Source organism: Streptomyces doebereineriae, assembly GCF_031845645.1.
Taxonomy (GTDB): Bacteria; Actinomycetota; Actinomycetes; order Streptomycetales; family Streptomycetaceae; genus Streptomyces; species Streptomyces canus.
The window spans coordinates 688,202-708,848 of record NZ_JAVREZ010000003.1 but is presented as its reverse complement, the minus strand read 5'-3'; the positions used below and the strand labels follow the sequence as shown (position 1 = coordinate 708,848).

Below are 20,647 nucleotides of genomic sequence, written 5' to 3'. Positions count from 1 at the left end.
CGCGTCAGGCTGCCGGGTGGCGGGGGCCGTGGCCCGGGGGCGGGGTGAGGGGCGAGGCGTAGGTCTCGCCGTCCACAAGGGGCTTCTCCAGGCTCAGGCCAGCGGTGGCCATGCGGTCGTGCTCGGTTAGCACCAGCCGCTTGGTGCGGTACTCGCCGTCCATGGCGATCTCGTTGTTTTTCAGACTGCCCGACTCCGACTGGAAGGTCTTCGGAATGTAGCTGGTGTCCTCGGCCGAGATGCCTTACAGGTGGAAGAAGTACGCGTCCAACTCGCCGCGCAACTGGGCTTCACCGTCCCACGCGAAGACATTGCCCTCCATGTCGACCATATCCGCGGCCGTCCTCACTCCGGGACGACAGCGCTGAACGAGCCCACGGACTGCCCCGCGGCAATCTCGTTGACCAGTGCGCGCATCACCGCGTCGACCCGCTCCGGCGCGGCGCACCTTTCGAGGAACTTGCGTACGTGTCTGCGCGCGAGCCCCGAAGGCTCGGTGCAATCGGCCAGCTTGACACAATGACGCCGTACTGGCGTCCGCCTGCAGAGGCGCTCTTCGTCCACCGCGTCCATCGCCGCTTCTCGTTTCCGCTTGGCACTGGATCGCTCAGCCTCCCCGCGCCTGTGCCGCGGCGGTACGCCGCGCCTCCGCCGCTTCGCGCGCCGCCGGACGGTGGACGAACGGCGTGCTGACGGCGTACCGCCGCCGACTGCCCCCGGCGAGGCTCTTCGTCGAGGCGTCGGTCCTCGACGTCTTGGCTCACCTGGCTGGAGGTAACGCGAATGAGCAACGGCGCGAGGCAGACCGCAGCGCCCTGACCTGGTCTGATGGCTGGTCAGCGCCCATTGTCATGTTTAGCTACCGCTAACCCTCCTATCTGAGGATTCGCGAGCGCCCCCGCCGGTCCCCGTTGAAACTCGCACGAAACAAGCCCTTGCCCCCGACTTAAAACGACGGTTAGTTTAACCGCCATTCGAAGCCCGACCTGATCACCCGGGCGTCTCCACGGCGTGTGCATGCTTCAAGGAAGGGCAGTGCCATGACGCTTGACAGGGCGCAGTTTTCGCGTCGGGGTTTTCTGGGTCTCGGAGTCGCGGCGGGGGTCATCACGCTCACGGCGTGCGGATCCGGCGCCGGGTCGAGTGATGACCCGCTGGTGATGACCGTGTGGGGTGGGGAGACCGACCGGGCGACGTACCAGAAGCGCATCAACCTCCTCGTCAAGAAGTACCCCGAGCTGAAGGTCAAGCTCCAGCTGATCCCGTCGGAGTCGTACGCGCAGAAGGTGCAGACGATGATCGCGGGCGGCAAGGGCCCGGACATCATGCAGGTCGCCGAGAACGTCAACGTCTACTCCAGCAAGAACCAGCTCCGGCCGCTCGACGACCTCGCCAAGAGCGCGGGGCTGGACCTGACGCAGCGGTTCGGGACGATCGGGTCGCTCTACTCGTACGAGGACAAGCTCTACGCGATACCGGACCGGTCCGGCGCGATGATCGTCTACTACAACAAGACCCTCTTCGAGAAGAAGGGCATCAAGGCTCCTACCGCCGAGTGGACTTGGGACGACACCCTCGATGCCTTCAAGGAGTTGACGGAGAAGGGCAAGACCTGGGGCTACGGAGGCGCCGGCTGGTGGCCGCAGTGGTGGAGCATGGCGTACCAGAACGGTGGCGCCATCATCGACGCCAACGGGAAGCCGACGGCGGACAGCGACGAGGTCGTCGAGGCGCTGCAGTGGGTCGGTGACCTGACCTTCAAGCACGGCGTGGTGCCGACGAAGGCGCAGTACGCCGACATGGGCACGGACGTCGGCGGTGACCAGGCCTTCGCGGCCGGCACGGTCGCGGTCAACGCCACCGGGTTCTGGGCCATCGCGGGCCAGGCGGAGTCCAAGTTCGAGTGGGACATCGCGCCGATGTGGCGCGGCAAGAAGCAGGCCGTGGCCTCCTTCGGCAGCGGTCTCGCCATCTCCCGTACCGCGAAGAACCCCAACAACGCCTTCAAGGCGATCGACTTCCTCACCTCGCCCGCGGCCCAGCAGCAGATCATCGCCGCCGCCGAGGACGTGCCGGCCAACCTCGAGGTGCAGAAGAGCGAGGCGTTCCTCAAGCCCGCCTGGATGAAGTCGGACGTGAACATGGGTGTGTTCGCCGAGTCCAGCGAGTTCCTCTTCAAGGCGCCGTTCATCCCCGAGTGGAACGAGATGCTCGCGGCCATCGACACCGCGACGGCCGACTTCTGGCTCGGCAAGGAGCGCAGCGCCAAGAAGGCGCTCACCGCGCTCCAGAAGAACCTCGAGTCCATCATCAAGTCCGCGGGATGACCGCCCATGGCCATGTCGAGGTTGCGGCGCCGTGAGGCGCTCTGGTTCTACGTCTTCGTCTCACCGTGGGTGATCGGGTTCCTCGCGTTCCTGCTCGGGCCGATGATCTCCTCGATCTACTTCTCGATGACGGACTGGGACTCCTTCACCCCGCCCAAATGGGTCGGTCTGGACAACTACACCAAGTTGCTGACCGACGATCCCATCTTCTGGAAGGCCCTCGGGAACACCCTCTTCTACGCAGCGGTCTCTGTTCCGCTGGGGCTGCTCGTGGGGCTGTGGCTGGCCAATCTGCTCAACAAGCAGGTCCGGGCCCGCAAGTTGTTCCGCACCCTCATCTACCTGCCGACACTCGTCCCCCTGGTCGCCGCGTCACTGGCCTTCCGGGTCGTGCTCGCCCCGTCCGGCCCGCTCAACGACGTCCTCGGGTGGGTCGGGATCAAGGGGCCACAGTGGCTGCTGGACCCGTCCTGGGTGAAGTACGCGCTGATCCTGCTGTCGGTGTGGGGCGCCGGCAGCGCGACCGTCCTGCTGCTCGCCGCCATGAAGGGCATCCCCCGCGAGCTGTACGAGGCCGCCGAGATCGACGGCGCGGGGCCGGTGCGGCAGTTCTGGTCCATCACGGTCCCGCAGCTGACTCCGGTCATCTTCTTCAACCTGGTGATGGGGCTCATCGCGGCGTTCCAGGTCTTCTCGCAGGTGTACATCCTCATGCCGAAGGCCTCCCAGCCCGGCACCTACAACGCCAGCCAGACGATGGTGCCTTACCTCTTCGACCAGGCCTTCTCCTACTACCACATGGGCTACGCCTCGGCGATCTCGTGGCTGCTGTTCGCCGTGATCCTGGTGTTCACCCTGCTGGCCTTCCGCACCACCCGCCGCTGGGTGTTCTACGAGACCGAGGTGAAGTGATGGCGACCCTCGCACCCACCGTCGCACCCCAACAGGGCGGCCGGGCCGACAAGGACGAGGAGCCCGAGGGCGGTACGAGTCGCGTTCTCGGCGTCTTCAAGGCGACCCCGTTCACCTACGCGACCCTGATCATCGTCTCGGCGGTACTGTCCGTGCCGCTGGTGTTCGCCGTGTCGATCGCCTTGTCGACCGACCACACCGTGACCACCAACGCGTTCACGATCTTCCCGCACGAGTTCGAGTGGCGGAACTTCACCAAGGTCTTCGAAGGCGACCTGCCGATGGGCCGGTTCCTCGTCAACTCCCTGCTCATCGCCCTCGGTTCGGTCATCGGCCAGATGGTGTCGAGTGGACTCGTGGGCTATGCGTTCGCGCGTCTTCGGGCTCCCGGCAAGAACGTCATGTTCCTCGTCGTCATCGCGACGATGATGATCCCGACACAGATCACGATGATCCCGCAGTTCATCCTGTTCAAGGACCTGGGCTGGGTGAACACCTACCTCCCGCTGATCGTGCCGAACTTCTTCTCCAACGCCTTCAACGTCTTCCTGGTACGGCAGTTCGTCTCCCGCCTGCCCAGCGAGCTCGACGAAGCCGCCATGGTCGACGGGCTCGGATTCTTCGGCATCTACCGGCGCATCATGCTCCCGATGCTGTGGCCCGTGCTGATCGCGATCGGCATCTTCACCCTGACCTACAACTGGGGTGATTTCATGGGGCCGTTGATCTACCTCAACGACGAGTCGAAGATGCCGCTGGCGCTGGGCGTGCAGTACATCACCACGACGGCCGTGGCGGGCCAGCCGCCGCCGTGGAACCTGGTGATGGTCGGCTCGATCCTGCTCACCCTGCCGATGATCGCCGTCTACTACCTGGGCCAGCGGTACCTGTACGAAATGGACATCAGCGGCGGAAGCGCGGGAGTCAAGTGAGTCGTCCGACAACAGTCAGCAGCGGCATCGAGCTCGACGCCCGGGGCATCCGGATCGAGGGCACCGATCGTGTCGTGCTGTGCGCGTCCCTGTTCTACTTCCGTCTGCCGCGGGAGCAGTGGCGCGCCCGGCTCGAACAGGTCCGGGACTCCGGCTACACCTGCGTGGACGTCTACCTGCCGTGGAATTTCCACGAGTTGGCACCCGGCCGCTGGTCCTTCGAGGGGCGGCGCGACGTCGCCGCCTTCCTGGACCTCGCGCAGGAGACCGGACTGTACGTGATCGCCCGCCCCGGACCGTACATCTGCTCCGAGTGGGACGGCGGCGCGCTGCCGGCCTGGCTGGGTCTCGATCCCGACCTCCGTGTACGACAGCACGAGCCGCGCTTCCTCGCCCAGGTCACCGCATGGTTCGACCAGGTGCTGCCGTTGCTCGCCGAGCGCCAGTACCCGGCCAACGGCCCCGTCATCATGGTGCAGTTGGAGAACGAGCTCGACTTCTTCGACTGCGAGGACCGCGCCGGTTACCTGACCGCCCTGCGCGACCAGGCCCTGCGTCACGGCATCACCGTGCCCCTCATCGCCTGTTCCGGGCAGGGCGACATCGAGGGAGCCACCGGAGACGTCCCCGGAGTCATCCCCGCGTGCAACTTCTACCCGGACGACGACTCCCCGGACATCGAGCCCGAAGTCCGGCGATACGCACAGGTGTTGGCCGACCGTGATCTGCCCCTGCTCATCACCGAGACCAACCGCCGTCACCGCACACTGCGGCGGCTCCTGGCGAGCGGCGCCTCGCTGATCGCGCCCTATCTCCAGTCGTCCGGCTGGAACTTCGGGTACACGCCGTCCACCGGGAACTGGGGTGACCCCGGCAACTTCATGAGCCACGGCTACGACTTCGGCGGCTACGTCTCCTCCACCGGCGCCGAACGCCCCGAGTACGCCCAGGCCCAGCTGCTCGCGCGCGTGATCGACGCTCTGGGCTCGCGGCTGGCACTCGCCGGCTCGTCCGTGCCCCGCGTGCCGGTCACCGCCGACTTCCCGACCAGCTCCTCACCTTCGGCTCGGGACCTCGACGGAGGCGGGCAGCTCATCGCCGTACCGCATCTCGGCACGGCAGGTGCGGCACCGGGCACGGCGGTCGTGAACGGCGTACCGGTCGCCGTCGCCGCGGACTCGTGCCCGCTGATGCTGACGGACGTGCCGCTGCGGCCCTGGGGCCATGACGGGACGCTCACCCTGGCCTCCGCGGATCTGGTGGCCGCGTCGGACGGTGTGCTGACGTTCGCCTCCGAGGTGCCGGTCACCGTCGTCCTCGGCGGCAACCGGGTCGAGATCCCGGCTCCGGCGGTCGGCGCGCCCGAGCGGGTGACGGTCGAGGGGCTGACCTTTGTCGCGCTGGCGCCGGGGGACGCCGTACGACTGCCGGCGACGGAGCGCGACGGAACGGTGCGCTTGGCCGATGCGGCACCCCTGCCGAGTGCGGCGCCGTCTGTCGAGGTACGGGACGTCCGGCGGCGGGCAGCCGGGGCCCACGAGGAGCCGGCCGGTGCCCATGAGGTGCCGCCCGCGCTGGAGGCACTCGGTGTGTACCGGGGGCGTGGGGCCTACCGAACCACCTTTGATCTGACGGGAGTTGACGAACTCCTACTCGTCGGCGCCGCAGACATCGTCGACCTGTCGGTCGGCGGCCGGGTGCATCCCACGATCGCCGGGTTCGGCGCGGCACAGCGGATCGACGTCCGGGAAGTGGGCGGCCGGGTCGGCGTCGAGGCCGTCGTGGAGATCTGGGGGCACGCGAACTTCGACGACGCGCGGCTGCCGGCCCTCCGACTCGGCGCGCTGCGTGGGCTCGGCTCGCTGTGGACGGTCCGGGGCGTGACGGACGTGTCGGCGCTGTGGACGGTGCATGGCCACTGGGCGGGCCTGCCCGCGCCCGTCCGCGGGCTCGGCGGCTGGAGCAGCACGCGGGTCGGAATCCCCGTCACCTACCGCCGCGAGATCCGGTCGGCCACCGCGTCGGCGCTGCACCTGAGGGGCGTGGTCGAGCCGGTGCGGGTGAGCGTGGACGACGGCGAACCGCGCACTGTCCACAGGGAGGATCCCTGGGTCCTGCTTCCCGCCGGAACCCACCGGGTCTCCGTCATGCTGCCGCACCACCCCAGCGGCGGTGGCCTGCGCGCCGAACTGCTCGGCCTGGAACCGGTGACGGGCTGGACCTGCGCCGTCCAGAACGACGACGTACTGACGAGGTTCGCTGGCGAGGCCGACCCCGCCGACCCCGAGCGGTACGACATCCGGCTGCCGCTGGCCCTGGAGCCGGGTGAGGAGGCGTGGCTCGACGTCGATCTGTCGCATCTGCCGCCGTCCGACAAGGGCTTCGCGGTGCGGCCGGCCGGGACGCAGATCCGCGTGACCGGATGGGCCGCGGGGGAGTGCCTGGGCCGGGTCTGGGCCGACGGCCGGCCCGCCTTCTCCGGCGGGGACTCGAACATACTATGGATACCGTCAGGCTGGTCCGGCCTCACCCTGCTGGTGCGGGGCACCGCCGGACCGGGCAATCCGGAGCTCCGCACACTGCGGATGGAGTATCCAGACGACTGAGGGAGCGCGGTGGCGCGGCGCACGGCCCGGGATCTCCGGAGCGAGAACCGTTTCGAGGTTCTGCACGCTTTGTTCGAACTCGGGCCTTCCACCCGGCAGGAGCTCGCCCGGCACACCGGACTCAGCCCGGCGACCGTGGCGACCATCGTCACCGAGTTCCTCTCCGAAGGTGTCCTGCGCGTCGCCACCGTGGAGAACAACACCGGTGGACGGCCGCAGGAGCGGCTCACCATCGACCCCGAGCGCGGCCGCATCGTCGGCGTCGACGTGGCCGAGACATACGTCGACGCCACGGTGTACGACCTCGAACTCGGCGTGCTCGGGCATGGCGAGGTCGCACTTGACGAGCACGAGAACGACCCCTCGTACGTCGTCGACGGAATCGTCCGCGCGATCGAGGCGGCCGTCGCGGACGGGGGAGTCGAGCAGAAGCGCATCCTCGGCGTCGGGGTCAGCATGCCGGGGCATGTCCATCCCGACGCCGGCGTCTCGGTCTTCGCGCCGAACTGGGACTGGCACGACGTGCGCATCGAGGAGCTGCTGGAGAAGGTGCTCCCGGTCCCCGTGTACGTCGACAACCCGCTCAAGGCGGTCGTCCTGTCGGAGATGTGGTTCGGTGTCGGGCGCGTCGTCGACAGCATGGCCGTCGTCAATCTCGGCACCGGTGTCGGCGCGGGCATCGCCATCGACGGGTCACTGATGCGCGGCGCCACCAACAACGCCGGGGAATGGGGTCACACGCTCCTGCGGCTGGACGGCAGACCGTGCCGGTGCGGCCGGCGTGGCTGTGTTGAGGCGTACCTCGGCGCCCCCGGTCTGCGCACGACGCTCGCCGAGATCGACCCGGACCACCCCACGCTCGGGCAGTCACGGCAGCGCGACTTCGTCGAGGCGGTCGCCGACGGTCTGGCCGCGGGCGACCTTGCGCTGAAGGAACTGGCCCTGCGCACCTCGCGCTACCTCGCGGCGGCCCTCGGCGATCTGGTGAACCTGCTCAACATCCCCAGCGTCACCCTCACCGGCTGGACCTCCACGGCCCTGGCCCGGTGGCTCGTCCCCGCCGTGCGCGCCGAACTCCCCGACCACGTCATGCCGGGCTCCTTGCAGGGCCTCACCGTGGAGCCGTCCCAGGTCCCGGGCAACGCCGTGGCCCTCGGCATGGCGGCCTTCACCCTGCAGCGGTTCCTCACACGGCTGGGCCTGGGCAGCCCGGCGGGTACACGGCCTCGGCCGGACCCGGAGCCGTAGGAGGTTCTCGGTACGCCGCTAGTGCGACTTCAGGCGCATCGCGTTAGCAGGTCACAGCCGATCCGGCCCTCAAGGTACAGATCAGACGGGTACTCGGGGACCGTCAATGCCAGTCGTCGGCCTCGCTGACCACGGCATTGTTCGAGCAGCTTCAGCCGAATCACGAACGATGACCGAGCGCGGTGCGCTCGCCGAGGATGATCACAGCCAGAAAATGAGTGTGCAGTTGCGTGGTCTCGACCGATCATGGGGGGTGTGGCCGAACATCTGACGATCAGCACCTTGACTCTGCAGCACAGGATTCCGGACGACTGGGCGGCGGATCCCTGGGCCGAAGTGCATCCTCTGATCGACGGCGTGGACGTCCTGAAGGAAGTCCATCCGGAAGGCCTCGGGCTCAGCTGCCGACACTGGAGGGGGCCGGCCGAGAGCTGGCCGCTGGCGGTCACGGAGGAACCCCGCAGGATCATGATCACCGAGCCGGTCTGCACGGCGGGCTGCTGCGGCGCCCTGTACGTCACGATACGTCGCGAGGGCGATCAGGTGATCTGGGGCGCCTGGGAAAACACCAGCAACATCACAGCGGTGCCGGCGGACTTCCGCTTCGACAGTGCGCAGTACGAGGCTGAGCTCGCGCGGGCCGCTGCGGACCGTAGCTGGGAAGAGCCAGTGGACACCATTGCCCGGCTCCTCGATCAGACGCTTGCGGACAGCGGCTGGTTCGAACGGTGGGGCTGCGTTCTTACGGATTGCCGGCCACGGCGTGAGCAGCCCGGTCTCCCCGAGGAGTTCACCAGCCCCCAGGGTGTTGATGTCGACTTCCACCAGGTCCGGGGGCCAGGCGAGCGTACGGATCTCTACCGGTACGAGTTGTTCGTCACCCGCGATCACCCCGTGGAGGAGCAGGTACGGCGGCTGACGGACCGCATTCTGGCGGACGATCCGCGGAAGACCGCTGAGATGCAACGCTGAGGACCAGCTACCGGCGACACGGTCGGGACGGGGCGGCATCGGCTCCATCCGAAGTACAAGGGCGGCCGGCCGAGGACCTTCACCCTTCCCGAGCGCCGGGAGACCAAGAAGATCGCGAAGTCCAGGCCGGCCGAGCACGGCCTGCCGTTCTAGACCTGGAGCCTGGCCAAGCTGGCGGACCTGGGAGTTCTCGATGCGGCCCGCGGCGCCTGTGTACTGGCGCTGCACGCCGACCGTGGGGGTGCCCTTCTTCAGATCGCCGGTCTCGTCGACGACCAATACGGCGTCCTGGCCGCCGAGGTGCTCAACGATGTATCCGCGCAGGTCGTCGCGGGCTGCCTCGACGTCCCACTTAGCCCGGGCCAGCAGGTGCTGCAGGCCGTCCGGTGTGGCGTGTCCGGCATGCTCGGCGATCGTCCAGCAATTCTTCCGTGGCAGGTCCGACAACAGTCCCGGGACGAGGGACCGTGCGCGACGTCGCGGTTCGACCCGCGCGAATCGGCCCGCGATCCGGCCCATCAGGGCATCGAACAGTTTCCCGCCAGCGAGCGGGGGCTGCGCTATGGCCTGCGGCCACCGCTTGATCTTCGTTTGTCCACACAACACGCGATGATCACCGGTGGCCGCACCTGCCCCCACACCGCCCCTGACCTGTGAGATCGCAGCCTACGGCGGGGATACATAGGATAAGTGCGGTGTTCAATCCCGACGCCTTCGGCCGGAGGAGGTTCGTGATGACGCACGATGGCGGGCTGAGGCTGCACATGCAACGTGTCCTCCGCGCACCCCGTCCGGTCGTATTCCGAGCGTTGACCGAACCGCAGGAATTGGCCAAGTGGTGGGGCCCCGACGGGTTCACCACCCCGGGTGTGGAAAGCGACCTTCGGCCAGGAGGTGGTTACCGGATCGCGATGCAGCCTCCGGAAGGCGATCGGTTCTACCTGGTGGGGGAATTCCTTGTGGTGGACCCTCCGGAACGACTGTCCTACACCTTCCGGTGGGAGGATCCCGATCCCGAGGATCGTGAGACGGTGGTGACGCTGTCCCTTCGCGACATCGGCGGTACCTCGGCCGAACTGGTCTTCACCCAGGGCGACTTCGCCACTGAGCGGCGCCAAGCTCTTCACGAGGAAGGCTGGACTCAGGGCCTCAACAAGCTGGAGGAGCTGATGTCGTCGGTTGCGTCGACCTGAGATCTTAGCCGGTGGGAGGGGCTCTGCGCAGACCGTACCCGCCTTCACGCCGCCCCTGACCAGCGAGATTGCGATCTACGGCTGGAGTATTAGGCGGCGGAAAGTCCCTCCGAAGTCCCTCTGGCAGGGCTAATAGTCCCTGAAGAGTCACTGCCGCAGAGGCACGGGGGACGCCTTACCCGGGCCAGATCATAGTTCCGTCGATCTTGGTGCGGGTCTCTGCGATCGTGGCGTGAGGTGGGCTCAGTAGCAATGAAGACAGTTCGGTAGCAGTGAATTGGCAAATCCGCAGCTTCCTCAGCAACGACTACGAGTCGTAGCGGTCGGTTGTATGGCGCTTCTGTCGGTCTGCGGGGCGCCGGTTCCACGCGATGGTTCGGCGGTGGCTGCGAGCAGGGCGGCGTCGTCGTCGACCCGGTCGGGGGTGTTCAGCAGTTCCAGGGCCCGTTCGGTGATCCGCTGGGGGTCGGAGCGGGCGGCGGCGGGCAGCGCGGCGCAGGTCCGGCGCAGGGCCGCCAGGCCGTCGTCCAGGGACAGCGCCCGGTTCTCCACCAGGCCGTCGGTGTACAGCAGCAGGCTGGTGCCGGGCGGGAACGCCACCTCGCGGTCGACCGGGGTGCTGCCCAGACCCAGCGGCAGCGCCGGGGGCAGCTCCAGATAGGCGGTGTCGGCGGCTACCAGCAGGGGCGGCAGGTGTCCGCTGGCGGCGTAGCGCAGGCGGTGCTGGTTGGGGTCGTAGACCGCGTAGAGGCAGGTGGCGAAGCGGTCGGTGGCGAGCGACTGCAGATAGGCGTCCAGCCTGGTCAGCACCTGGGCCGGGCCGGCGCCCTCCAGGGCGAGGCTGTGCAGGGCGGAGCGGAGTTGGCCCATCAGGGTGGCGGCTTCCACGTCGTGGCCCATGACGTCGCCGATGGCCAGCCCCACGGCGCCGTCGGGCAGGGCGAGAACGTCGTACCAGTCGCCGCCGACCTCGGCACCGCGGTTGCTGGCCCGATAGTGGGTGGCCAGGCGCACTCCGGGCAGCTGGGGCAGGCGGTGGGGCAGCAGGGCGCGCTGCAGGGTCAGGGCGAGGCGGCGCTCGTTGTGGTACCGGGTGGCGTTGTCGTAGGCCAGGGCCAGGCGGTGGGCGAGGTTCTCCAGATACTTGTGTTCGACCGCGGAATAGCCGCCGGTGTGCCGGACCAGTACCAGGGCCCCCAGCGTCTGGTCGTGGGCGTGCAGCGGCAGGGCCAGCACGGCGGCGGGCGCCTGGTGCGGGCCGACTGAGGCTGGGGCGGTGCCGTTGATCGCGCGGGTGGCGGCGGTGGCCAGGGCCTCGCGGGCAAGAAGGGGGGTGCCGGCGATGTATGGCGGGGGCGACTGCGCCGGGGCGGGTGCCGCAGGGGTGAGGTGGATGCTGATCTGGTCGGCGAAGTCGGGCAGCAGGATCTGACCGGCAGTCTGCAGTATCTGGTCCGGGTCGAGGGTGGCGGACAGCCGCAGGCCCGCGTCGGCCAGGGAGGCCAGCACGGCCAGCTGGTTGCGGGTCTCGGTCAGGGCCTGTTCGCGCAGCCGGGACAGTTCCAGCCCGGTGCGGACACGCGCCAGCAGCTGGCGCGCGGAGAAGGGTTTGGCCAGGTAGTCGTCGGCGCCGGCGTGCCGACCCTGCACGGATTCCTCCTCGCCGGCGCGGGCGGTGAGCAAGACGATGGGCAGCCGGGCGGTGCGCGGGTCGGCGCGCAGCGCCCGGACCAGCTCGAAGCCGTCCATGCGGGGCATCATCACGTCGCTGAGCACCATCTCCACCGGCTGCGCCAGGGCCATCTCCAGGGCGGCCCGGCCGTCGGCGGCGAGCAGCACGTCGTAGTCGGGCTGCAGGAGCTGGGTGAGGTAGGCGCGCATGTCGGCGTTGTCGTCGACGACCAGCAGGCGGGCCCGGTGGGGGCGGTCGGATTCGTGCGGGCTGGGGCCATGGAGGGCATCGTGGGTCGCGGGGGCGTGCGGGGCGGGTGCCGCGGAGGTGGCCGCGGCGGGGACGGGGTCGGCCGCCAGCCAGCCCAGCGCCTCGTCCACGTAGGCCGCCCTGCGGCCGGGCCGGCCGCCTCCGCCTTCCCTGGGGATCTCCCCGGGGGATCCGGCGTCGGCCTCGGGCGGGGCCGGGCGGGGCCGCTGGGCGGTGGCGAAGGGGAGGTCCACGGTGAGGGTGGTGCCCTGGCCGAGGCGGCTGTCCACGCCGACGGTGCCGCCGTGCGCTTCCACCAGATCCTTGACCAGCACCAGGCCCAGGCCGCTGCCCTCGTGGGAGCGGGAGCGGGCGCCGCGGACCCTGTGGAAGCGCTCGAACAGGCGCGGCAGCTCGTCCGCGGGGATGCCGGTGCCGGTATCGGTCACGGTCAGCCTGGCCCAGTCGCTGGCCGCGGCCACCTGGACCTGGGCGCCGCCGGTGAAGGTGAACTTCAGGGCGTTGCTGAGCAGGTTGAGGATGACCTTCTCCCACATCTCCCGGTCCAGGGGCACCGGCTTGGGCAGCGGCGGGCAGTCCACGTCCAGCGTCAGCCCTGCCGCCTCGAAGGCGGACCGGAACACCCCGGCCAGCTCGGCCGTGGCGCCGGCGAGGTCGACCGGCTCGAGGGCGGGGCGCGTCTGCCCGGCCTCGGCACGGGCGACGTCCAGGAGGGTGTTGACCTGCTTCAGCAGGCGCAGGGCGCCGCGCTCGGCCAGCTCCAGCTGCTCGCGCCGCTCGGGCCGGTCCTCGTCGGCCAGGGCCTGCTGGAGCGGGCCCAGGAGCAGGGTGAGCGGGGTGCGGAACTCGTGGCTGACGTTGGCGAAGAAGGTGGTCTTGGCCCGGTCGAGCTCGGCCAGCGCCTCCGCCCGCCTGCGCTGTTCTTCGTGCGCGAGCGCGGCCGACAGCGCCCCGGCCACAGCCGAGGCGAGCACCTCCAGGAAGTCGTGGTAGGCCCCGGCCGGGGGGAAGCAGGGGTTGACGCCCACCACCAGCACGCCCTCCACCTGGCCCGCGCAGTGCAGCGGAAGGGCCAGCGCCTGCTCGACCGGGAGCCGGGAGGCCGCGGCGTGCTGCCCGGCCATGCTGCCGCCGGTGAACGCGGCGGCCGGCAGCGTGGCCGGGGCACCGTTGTCGACCACCTGCGCCAGCATGGCCGCCGCCGGCCCGTCGGCCGCATTCAGCGAGACGGTCTCGGGCGCCGACCGGAGCCCGGTGGAGGCCGCCGGCCGCTGCATCCCTGGCTCGGAAGCCAGGTACATGCCCAGAAACGGGATCTCGTCGGGGTAGGAGCCCGCCACCTCGGCGACCACGCGGGCGACCTCGCCCGGAGTGGGCAGCCCGGCCGTGCGCGTGCCGGTCTCGCTCAGCAGGCGCAGCCGGCGCTCGCCCAGTACCCGGCCGGTGGTCTCGGTGAGGATCTGCAGCACGCCGCCGGCGGTGCCGTCATCCAGCAGCACGGGCTGGAAGGCGGAGTCGAAGTAGCACTGCTCCAAAAAGCCGTGGCGCTCCATGATGAGCAGCTCATCCGGGACCAGCAGGGGCTTGCGGGTGTCGGTCACATAGTGGAAGTGGGAGCTCACGGGGTGGGCCCAGACCTCGGGGAACACCTCCTTATAGGGCCTGCCGAGTGCCCAGGGGTGTTTGGCGCCGACAATGGGCGTGGAGCCCAAGTTGTACAGCGTGGCGAATTCCGCCCCCCAGTACAGAGCCATCCCATGGTCAGAGGTGAGCATGAGGCGCAGGGTGTCCACCAGGGGCCCCGGCCAGGAGACGGGGGGCCCGAGCGGCGTCGCCGCCCAGTCGATCCCGGACAGAAGCTCGCCGAACGGGCCGCCCTCGGCGAACACCCGGGCCGCCGCGGTGCGCGGGTCATCGCGCCGGGTCATCGAGAATCCTCCTGGCGCCTGTGTGATCCGCCCGCGCCTCCCAAGGCTGCCGACGGCCACTCGCTGCGGACCTCCCAGGCAGATCGGACGCCGGATCCGACAGTTCTGACGACACTTCTGCCTGAATTGCCTATATGGAGCAATTAACGCCCATTTGCTCAGAAGTGTACGCCTGCAACCGCACGGCGACGGCGATGATCGTCGACTCATGGTCCCTGCGGTCGGCCGACACGTCGGCGCCGACGGGCAAGGCCGGGACCGCGCGAAGAAGGCGGCGGGCCGCTAAGGGCGCTGCCGGAGGGCCGGCAGTGGACCGAGGTGGTCGGTGATCCGGTCTGGGGCCGACTTGCTCAAGTGAAGCTACTCAAGATTCGACCTGGCTTCGCCATCAGCTGCGGCGGCAGGACCCCTCCTTGCCGGACGCCCAAGGTGTTGATTTGCGTTGAGTTCACCACGATCGGGTGAATCCATCTGGTTTGAGGAAACCGTGCAGGGCCTGTGCAAGTCACACACCTTGCACTGCACGACATATGCCCCAGGGGGGACAATGAGTCAGCAGCAGTACCCGCCGCAGCAGCCCGGATGGGGTGGCCCCCAACAGCCTTTCGGACAGCCACCGTTCGGGCCTCCGCCGAAGAAGAAGGCCAGCACGGGGAAGGTCATCGGGCTGGGCTGTCTCGGTCTCGTCGGTCTCTTCGTTCTGGTCGCCCTCATCGGCGCCGTCGCGGGCGGCGGCTCCGGCTCGAACGACTCCAAGAGCGCCGACACCACCAAGGCCAGCGGCTCGACGCCGAAGAGTGACAAGGCGGCCGACGGCTCAGGGGGCAGTGACAAGAAGGTCGACAGCGAGCCGAAGGCCGACAAGAAGGTCGTCGTCTTCAAGGTGTGGGGCACCGCACCCGCGGGCGCCCTCGGACCACTCAACATCACCTACGGGTCCGACTCCGACAACCGCGACGGCGCTTTCAAGAACGGCAAGTTCGAGGCCACCTTGCCCCTCGACGACGACGCCATCTACTTCAACGTCACCGCGCAGCTCCAGGGGTCCGGGGACATCCACTGCTCTGTCACGGCCGGCGGGAAGACGAAGAAGGCCCACGCGGCCGGCGACTACAACATCTGTATGGCCCAGCTCAGTCCGGGCCTGCTGGGAGGGTGGCACTGACGATGATCGACAGCACTCCACCACCGCCCACCACTCCGCAACCGCTCACCACTCCGCCGCCGCCCGCCTTCCCGCCGCCCGAGGTGCCGACTCCGCCGAGGAGGCACCGCACCAGCGCGATCGTCATCGGCTCGGCCGCCGCCGTGATCGCCGCGATCGTCACCACAGGCGTTGTCGTCGTGCAATCCACGAACGACGACGACAAGCCGGCCGGCGTCGCGGCATCGAGCGTCCCGGACGCGGACGCCGTCAGCCCCGTCAGGGAGCCGGACCCGGAACCGACGTACGTCGAGGTCGACGCCGACAGCTTCTCGATCGACCTGCGCACCACCGCGCGCCAGTGCTTCGGATCAGCGGGCTGCAACGTGACCGTGGAACCGGAGCTCACCTACCTGGGCAGCAGTGGCGACCTCGACCCGGACGCCGTCTACGAGATCACCTACGAGATCCACGGCGACGAGTCCGGGCCGGTCATCCAGACCGCCGAGCTGACGAACCAGACCAGCCTCAGCTACAGACCGTCTCTGATCAGCACCGCTTCGGCGAGCAGCACGGAGCTCTCCGTGGAGATCACCGACATCCAGCAGGGCTGAGGCGATACAGGTATCAGGTCAAGGTGAGTTCCAGGACCGTCACCGACAGCGGTGGCAGGGTGCTCGTGAAGGTTGCCGCAGCGCCGGTCACCGTGCGCGAAGTGGGCACGAGTGCGTCGGGGTCGGTCAGGGTGTTCGTCGCCGTCGGGGATGAACCCGTCAGGACCGTAGCCGTGGCGCTCCTCTTGACCCCCCTCGCCAAGCCCCGCAGCTCCACCGGCACATCCACCTTCTCCGTCCCGTAGTTCACCATCGCCAGGTACAGCCGCTTCCCGGAGCGCGTGACCACCGTCGCCAGGCCCGGCAGCGCGCGGGCCGTGGCCGGGAGGACCGTGTCTCCCAGGTTGCTTGTCAGCATCTGTTGGGCCCAGTAGCTGGGCGAGACGTAGCTCGTGAGGTTGTCGTAGGCGATCAGGTTCGTCGCCCAGACGTTGTTCTTCACGTGGGAGAACAACGGGGCATAGCACTCCATCAACACCTGGTCGGAGTTGCGGATCAAGCCCGCCAGCCAGGACGCGTCGCCCAGGGCCGCGTTGAGGTCGGGGGTGGGGCGGCCCTCCTGGGCGGCCCACTCGCCTACGAAGACCTTTGTCGAGGCGCGGTCCCTGTTGTCGTACTTGTGGGTGGCGGCCTGGGCTGCGGACGGGGCCAGGTAATAGTGCTCGTCTATGAGGTCCGGGGTGCGGCTCGTCACCGTTGTCGTCGCGATCAGCTTCAGGTGTGGGTACTTCGCCTTGATCGCGTCGTAGAAGTCCGTGAAGCGGGAGTCGTACGACCCCGACCCGTCGAACCAGTCCTCGTTGCCTATCTCCACGTACTCCAGCGGGAACGGCTTCGGGTGGCCGTCGGCCGCACGCCGGGCGCCCCATGTGCTGGTGACCGGACCCGTGACGTACTCGATCTCGTCCAGGGCGTCCTGGATGTACGGCTTGAGCGCGTCGCCCGTGACGTGTTCGCCCTTCAGGGTGTAGCCGGCGAAGACCGCCAGGACCGGTTGGGCCTTCATGTCCTCGACCCACTGCAGGTACTCCAGAACACCCAGTCCGTCCGTGGACCAGTAACCCCACGCGTCGTCCATGTGGCCCGGGCGCTCCCAGACCGGGCCGATCGTGTTCTTCCAGTTGAAGCGGGTCGCGATCGTGTTGCCCTCCAGGAAGTTGCCGCCGGGGAAGCGCAGGAACTTCGGCTTCAGAGCTACCAACTTCTCCATCAGGTCGATGCGCAGGCCGTTGGGGCGGTTGTTGTAGGTGGGCGGGAAGAGGGAGACGTGCTGGAGCCACAGCGTCTCGCCCGCGGCGGTCGGGTCGGCCGTGGTGACGGTCAGCCTTGCGTCGCCCGTTACCGGGGCGCCCGCACCTGTGCGCAGGGTCAGTTCGAAGGGGCGGTCGGGGAAGGTCGTACCGATGTGCGCGATCCTCGCGGAGGCGTACACCGTTCCGCCGTCCGCCGACTCGATCGACACCGTGAGCGGGCCAATGCGGCGTGACGCCTTCGCGAACAGGCGGGCCGTGTACGTGGTTCGGGGGCGGACCGGGATGCCCCAGAAGCCGTCGTTCGCAACACCGGCTCGGCTGCCAGCCCCTGTGCCGCTCGGCAGCACCACCTTGAGGGAGCGGTTCAGCGCCTCGTTCAACGGCGTGGCCGTGTCCAGCGTCAGTGTCGTGCCGCCCACCGCGGACCAGTGGTTCGGTGACGTGTCGCTGGCCATCATCGAGCGGTTCTGCACCAGTTCGGCGTAGATGCCGCCCTCGCCTGAGTGGTTGATGTCCTCGAACATCAGGCCCGGGAGGATGGGGGAGACCGCGTGAGCAGGATTCGCTACGTCCACGCTCAGCAGCGGTGTCGTCGACTCCACCGGGACGCCGGCCAGCGTCGCCACCTGGTCCGAGGTGAGAGCGGTCGGGAACAGCTGTACGTCGTCGATCAGGCCGTGCCACTGGTCTACCTGTCCGCCGCCGTACAGCGCGCGGCCGACGGCGGTGGTGCCAGTGCCGGCCCAGCCTGCCGTGTACGCCGTCTCCCCTTCCAGTACGCCGTTGACGTACAGGCGGGTGACGCCTTCCGCGGCGTCGCTGACGCCGACCAGGTGGGTCCAGGTGCCGGCGGTCGGGGCGGAGGCGGCGGCCGCGACGGCGGCTCCCTGGGTGGCGTCGGACGCGAGCCGGGCGAAGGCGAAGGTGCCGGTGTCGTCTCGTAGGCCCAGGTAGAAGGCGCTGACCACCGTGCCGTCGATGCTGACTGCGGTCTGGTAACCGCCCAGCTGGGCGAGGTTGACCCAGGCGGCCACCGAGAACGCCTTCGAGGTGTCGACGACCGGTCCGGACGCGGTGGCGTTGCCGCCTGCCGTGAGGCTCAGGCTGTGGGCGCCGACCTTGCCGGTGTCCCAGCCGGCCGCGCCCTGGAGCGTGGCGGTGTGGGCGTTGCCGGACGCGTCGGCGGCGGTGGTGCCGGAGCCTTCGTCGAAGCTCCAGTGTGCGGCCGCGGCGGGGAGGGCGACGGGAGCGGCCACGGCTGCGGGAGCGGCGACAGCGGGAACGGATCCGGCGAAGGTCCCGGCCAGGGACGTGACACCGATGGCGGTCAGGACGGTCCTGCGGGACGGTCCGGCGGCTTCTGAGGGCATGCGCAGTTCCTTCGTGTCAGATGTAACCAGGTGAACCAGAACCAGGTGAACCAGATGAACCGATGAAGCGCGGGCCCGTCGGCGGGGAGGGGGCCGACGGGCCCGCGATGGCCCCGACCGTCAGGTCACGGCGCGATGTTCCACTGCTGGCACGCGTTGTCGAGCTGCTGCCACTGGCGGACCGCCGTGCCGTTGGCCGTTCCGCAGTTCGCCACGTCCAACGCCATGCCGGTGTTGACGTTGGTGATCGTGTAGTGGCTGCCGAACTTGGTGACGTCCCACTGCTGGCACGTGTTGCCGAGCGAGGCCCAGAGTTGGACGGCCGTGCCGTTGCTCTGCGCGCAGTTCTTGTCGTCCAGGACCGTGCCGCTGTTGACGTTGCTGATGGTGTAGTGGCCGTTGCCCGCGCCGGCGAACTTCCACTGCTGGCAGGTGTTGCCGAGTGAGGCCCAGATGTCGATCGACGTCCCGTTGGCGGTACCGCAGTTGACCGCGTCCAGGACCTTGCCGGAGTTGGCGTTGGTCAGGCGGTAGGCGGTGCCGGTGACAGGGAAGTTCGCGGCGGGGGTGGTGTAGCCGACGGAGGTGATGTTGGCCTGTACGGCGTTGTCGGCGGCGTCGGTCGGGTAGCCGGAGGTCATGACGCCCTCGAAGAAGGAGCCGTCGGAGCCGTTGCTGTTGTCACCGCCGGTGCCGAGGACGATGGCGCCCTCCAAGTGCATCGGGGTGTATCCGCCGAGGTTGGGCAAGGCCCCGTTGTACCAGGTGGTCAGTGAGCCTGATTGGGCGTTGCCGCCCTTGATCGCGTAGGTGGTCGTGCCGTTGTTCTTCTCCAAGGCGGTGACGTACTCGCTGGAGTTGCCCTTGTTGTTCGAATTCGACCCGTTCCCTCCGAAGAAGAGCCCGTTCTCCAGGTCCGCCTCGACCCAGGGGCCCGATCCGGCGCCGGAACACGAGAACCAGCACTCCGTACCGAAGTTGATCGCGTCCATGTGGCCGTTGCCGGTGTCGTTGCCGGACGTCTCGGCGTTGCCGTAGTCGAAGCAGCAGCGGTTGTTCACGTGGTGGCCGCTGGTCACCATGTACGCGCCCTCGGCGGAGCTGCCGGTGGCGATGCCGGTGGTGCTGTTGTCGCGGTAGCCGACGCCGGCGGACACGAAGACGCCGTACGCCGCGTGGCCGCCGACCGTGACCGGGAGGGCGTCGGCGATCGCGCCCACATCCTGGCCGCCGTTGCCGCCTGGCCCCTCGATGGTCAGGTCGTTGTGATTCGCGCTCTGGTCGTAGATCTTGGTGATGGTGCAGGTCGTCCCGGAGCAGAAGGAGTCCTGGGCGGCCGCGTTGGCGTAGCCGCCGGCACTGAGGACGCCGATGTTGGTGGTCGCGCCGTCCGAAGCGCGCTTGACCTGGTAGAGGGAGCCGCCGTAGGAGGCGTAGAGCGCCCGTGTGGTGCTGTGTGCCGCGGCGCACGGTGTGCCCGCGGAGGCGTAGATGTCGCAGGGCAGGGACGTAGCGGCCGCTGCTGTGCCCGCGGTGCCTACGACCCCGGCGAGGACGCCTCCGACGAGCGTGAGGATCGCGCCCAGTGTCAGCAGGAGCCCTCTCCGGCGCGGGCCTCGCAGCCGACTTCTCACTCGGCCTGTCACTCGACTCACTCGACTCACTCGACCTGTCACGGTGAACCTCTTTCGTCGTGGGGGTTCTTCTCTCGTCCGGGGCCATGTGCTCCGGGAGAAATGTGGGCGCTAACATTTCGGGCCCTCGAAGATCGGCGCAGATGCGAGCCGTACTGGAGGGCGAGGGGAGGGGAGGGGGGAGGACCGGACTGGGTGATCCGCGGATCGAGCAGCGTCGTGGGGAGTGTCACTGCTGGTCAGGGCGGTGGATCGGTCCGGGGTGGGGGACTTGTGCGGGTGCCGTTCTCGCGTGGTCGGCGAGCTGGACGGCCGCTTTTGTGGCACCGTCTTTTTACGGCCGGATGAATACCGGGTCAACACGGTCGAACAGTCAAGAGTGCGGAAACAAAAGCTGTGCCGTCTGTTTACCCGGGTGCGCGGCGATGCCGGAAGGGACGTTCGGCTGGGACGTACTGCCAGGTCACAAGGCTCTTTGCTTGCTCGTCGAAGTCCGGAAAACCCGTGATCGAGGGGCCCGAGCTGCCTTGCCCCTGAAGAATGTGTGCGCTAACAATTCGCTCAACGGCGTG

14 protein-coding genes and 2 pseudogenes are annotated in these 20,647 nt (G+C 68.7%); 10 read left to right on the top strand and 6 right to left on the bottom strand.

Annotated elements, in window-relative coordinates; all coding sequences use genetic code 11:
• Window positions 1-4 precede the first annotated feature (4 nt).
• A complete protein-coding gene (locus RNB18_RS12800) occupies window positions 5-163 on the bottom strand; it encodes a hypothetical protein (protein ID WP_311714224.1) in 159 nt (52 codons plus the stop codon).
• Between the two features lie 182 nt (window positions 164-345).
• Complete coding sequence (locus RNB18_RS12795; protein WP_311714223.1) at window positions 346-573, bottom strand: hypothetical protein; 228 nt, start codon at window positions 571-573, stop codon at window positions 346-348.
• 467 nt (window positions 574-1,040) lie between these two features.
• Here RNB18_RS12795 and RNB18_RS12790 point away from each other — a divergent pair, with 467 nt between their 5' ends.
• The 7 genes and pseudogenes from RNB18_RS12790 to RNB18_RS12760 form a co-directional block, all read left to right on the top strand.
• On the top strand, window positions 1,041-2,327 hold the full coding sequence (locus RNB18_RS12790) for an ABC transporter substrate-binding protein (RefSeq protein ID WP_311714222.1): 1,287 nt from the start codon (window positions 1,041-1,043) through the stop codon (window positions 2,325-2,327).
• Window positions 2,328-2,333: 6 nt separating this feature from the next.
• Window positions 2,334-3,239, top strand: a complete 906-nt coding sequence (locus RNB18_RS12785; protein ID WP_311714221.1) for a carbohydrate ABC transporter permease — start codon at window positions 2,334-2,336, stop codon at window positions 3,237-3,239.
• Window positions 3,239-4,171, top strand: coding sequence for a carbohydrate ABC transporter permease (locus RNB18_RS12780; protein ID WP_311714220.1), 933 nt, complete (start codon window positions 3,239-3,241; stop codon window positions 4,169-4,171). Before RNB18_RS12785 ends, RNB18_RS12780 begins: the two co-directional genes overlap by 1 nt.
• Window positions 4,168-6,777, top strand: a complete 2,610-nt coding sequence (locus RNB18_RS12775) for a beta-galactosidase (protein WP_311714219.1) — start codon at window positions 4,168-4,170, stop codon at window positions 6,775-6,777. Before RNB18_RS12780 ends, RNB18_RS12775 begins: the two co-directional genes overlap by 4 nt.
• 9 nt (window positions 6,778-6,786) lie before the next feature.
• Entirely contained in the window at window positions 6,787-8,025 is a 1,239-nt protein-coding gene (locus tag RNB18_RS12770) for an ROK family transcriptional regulator (protein WP_311714218.1), read from the top strand.
• Window positions 8,026-8,271: 246 nt separating this feature from the next.
• Window positions 8,272-8,997, top strand: a complete 726-nt coding sequence (locus RNB18_RS12765) for a hypothetical protein (protein WP_311714217.1) — start codon at window positions 8,272-8,274, stop codon at window positions 8,995-8,997.
• A 30-nt stretch (window positions 8,998-9,027) separates the two neighbouring features.
• Window positions 9,028-9,147, top strand: a pseudogene (locus tag RNB18_RS12760) (helix-turn-helix domain-containing protein); the annotation flags it as partial.
• A 27-nt stretch (window positions 9,148-9,174) separates the two neighbouring features.
• Here the strand turns inward: RNB18_RS12760 and RNB18_RS12755 are convergent.
• Window positions 9,175-9,516, bottom strand: a pseudogene (locus RNB18_RS12755) (transposase); the annotation flags it as partial.
• Between the two features lie 176 nt (window positions 9,517-9,692).
• Between RNB18_RS12755 and RNB18_RS12750 the strand changes: the two are divergent.
• Window positions 9,693-10,190 (top strand): SRPBCC family protein, encoded by a 498-nt coding sequence (locus RNB18_RS12750; protein ID WP_311714216.1) that lies wholly within the window; start codon window positions 9,693-9,695, stop codon window positions 10,188-10,190.
• 297 nt (window positions 10,191-10,487) lie between these two features.
• Here RNB18_RS12750 and RNB18_RS12745 read toward each other — a convergent pair whose 3' ends face one another.
• Window positions 10,488-14,060: a SpoIIE family protein phosphatase gene (locus tag RNB18_RS12745; protein WP_311714215.1), complete on the bottom strand. Its 3,573-nt coding sequence runs from the start codon at window positions 14,058-14,060 to the stop codon at window positions 10,488-10,490.
• Between the two features lie 547 nt (window positions 14,061-14,607).
• Between RNB18_RS12745 and RNB18_RS12740 the strand changes: the two genes are divergently transcribed.
• Window positions 14,608-15,225, top strand: a complete 618-nt coding sequence (locus tag RNB18_RS12740; protein WP_311714214.1) for a hypothetical protein — start codon at window positions 14,608-14,610, stop codon at window positions 15,223-15,225.
• A 2-nt stretch (window positions 15,226-15,227) separates the two neighbouring features.
• Entirely contained in the window at window positions 15,228-15,818 is a 591-nt protein-coding gene (locus RNB18_RS12735; protein ID WP_311714213.1) for a hypothetical protein, read from the top strand.
• A gap of 13 nt (window positions 15,819-15,831) precedes the next feature.
• Here RNB18_RS12735 and RNB18_RS12730 read toward each other — a convergent pair whose 3' ends face one another.
• Window positions 15,832-18,441 carry an alpha-L-arabinofuranosidase C-terminal domain-containing protein gene (locus tag RNB18_RS12730; RefSeq protein WP_311714212.1) on the bottom strand — a complete coding sequence of 870 codons (2,610 nt, stop codon included), beginning with the start codon at window positions 18,439-18,441 and terminating at the stop codon, window positions 15,832-15,834.
• A 125-nt stretch (window positions 18,442-18,566) separates the two neighbouring features.
• Entirely contained in the window at window positions 18,567-20,087 is a 1,521-nt protein-coding gene (locus RNB18_RS12725) for an arabinofuranosidase catalytic domain-containing protein (RefSeq protein ID WP_311714211.1), read from the bottom strand.
• Window positions 20,088-20,647: the final 560 nt, after the last annotated feature.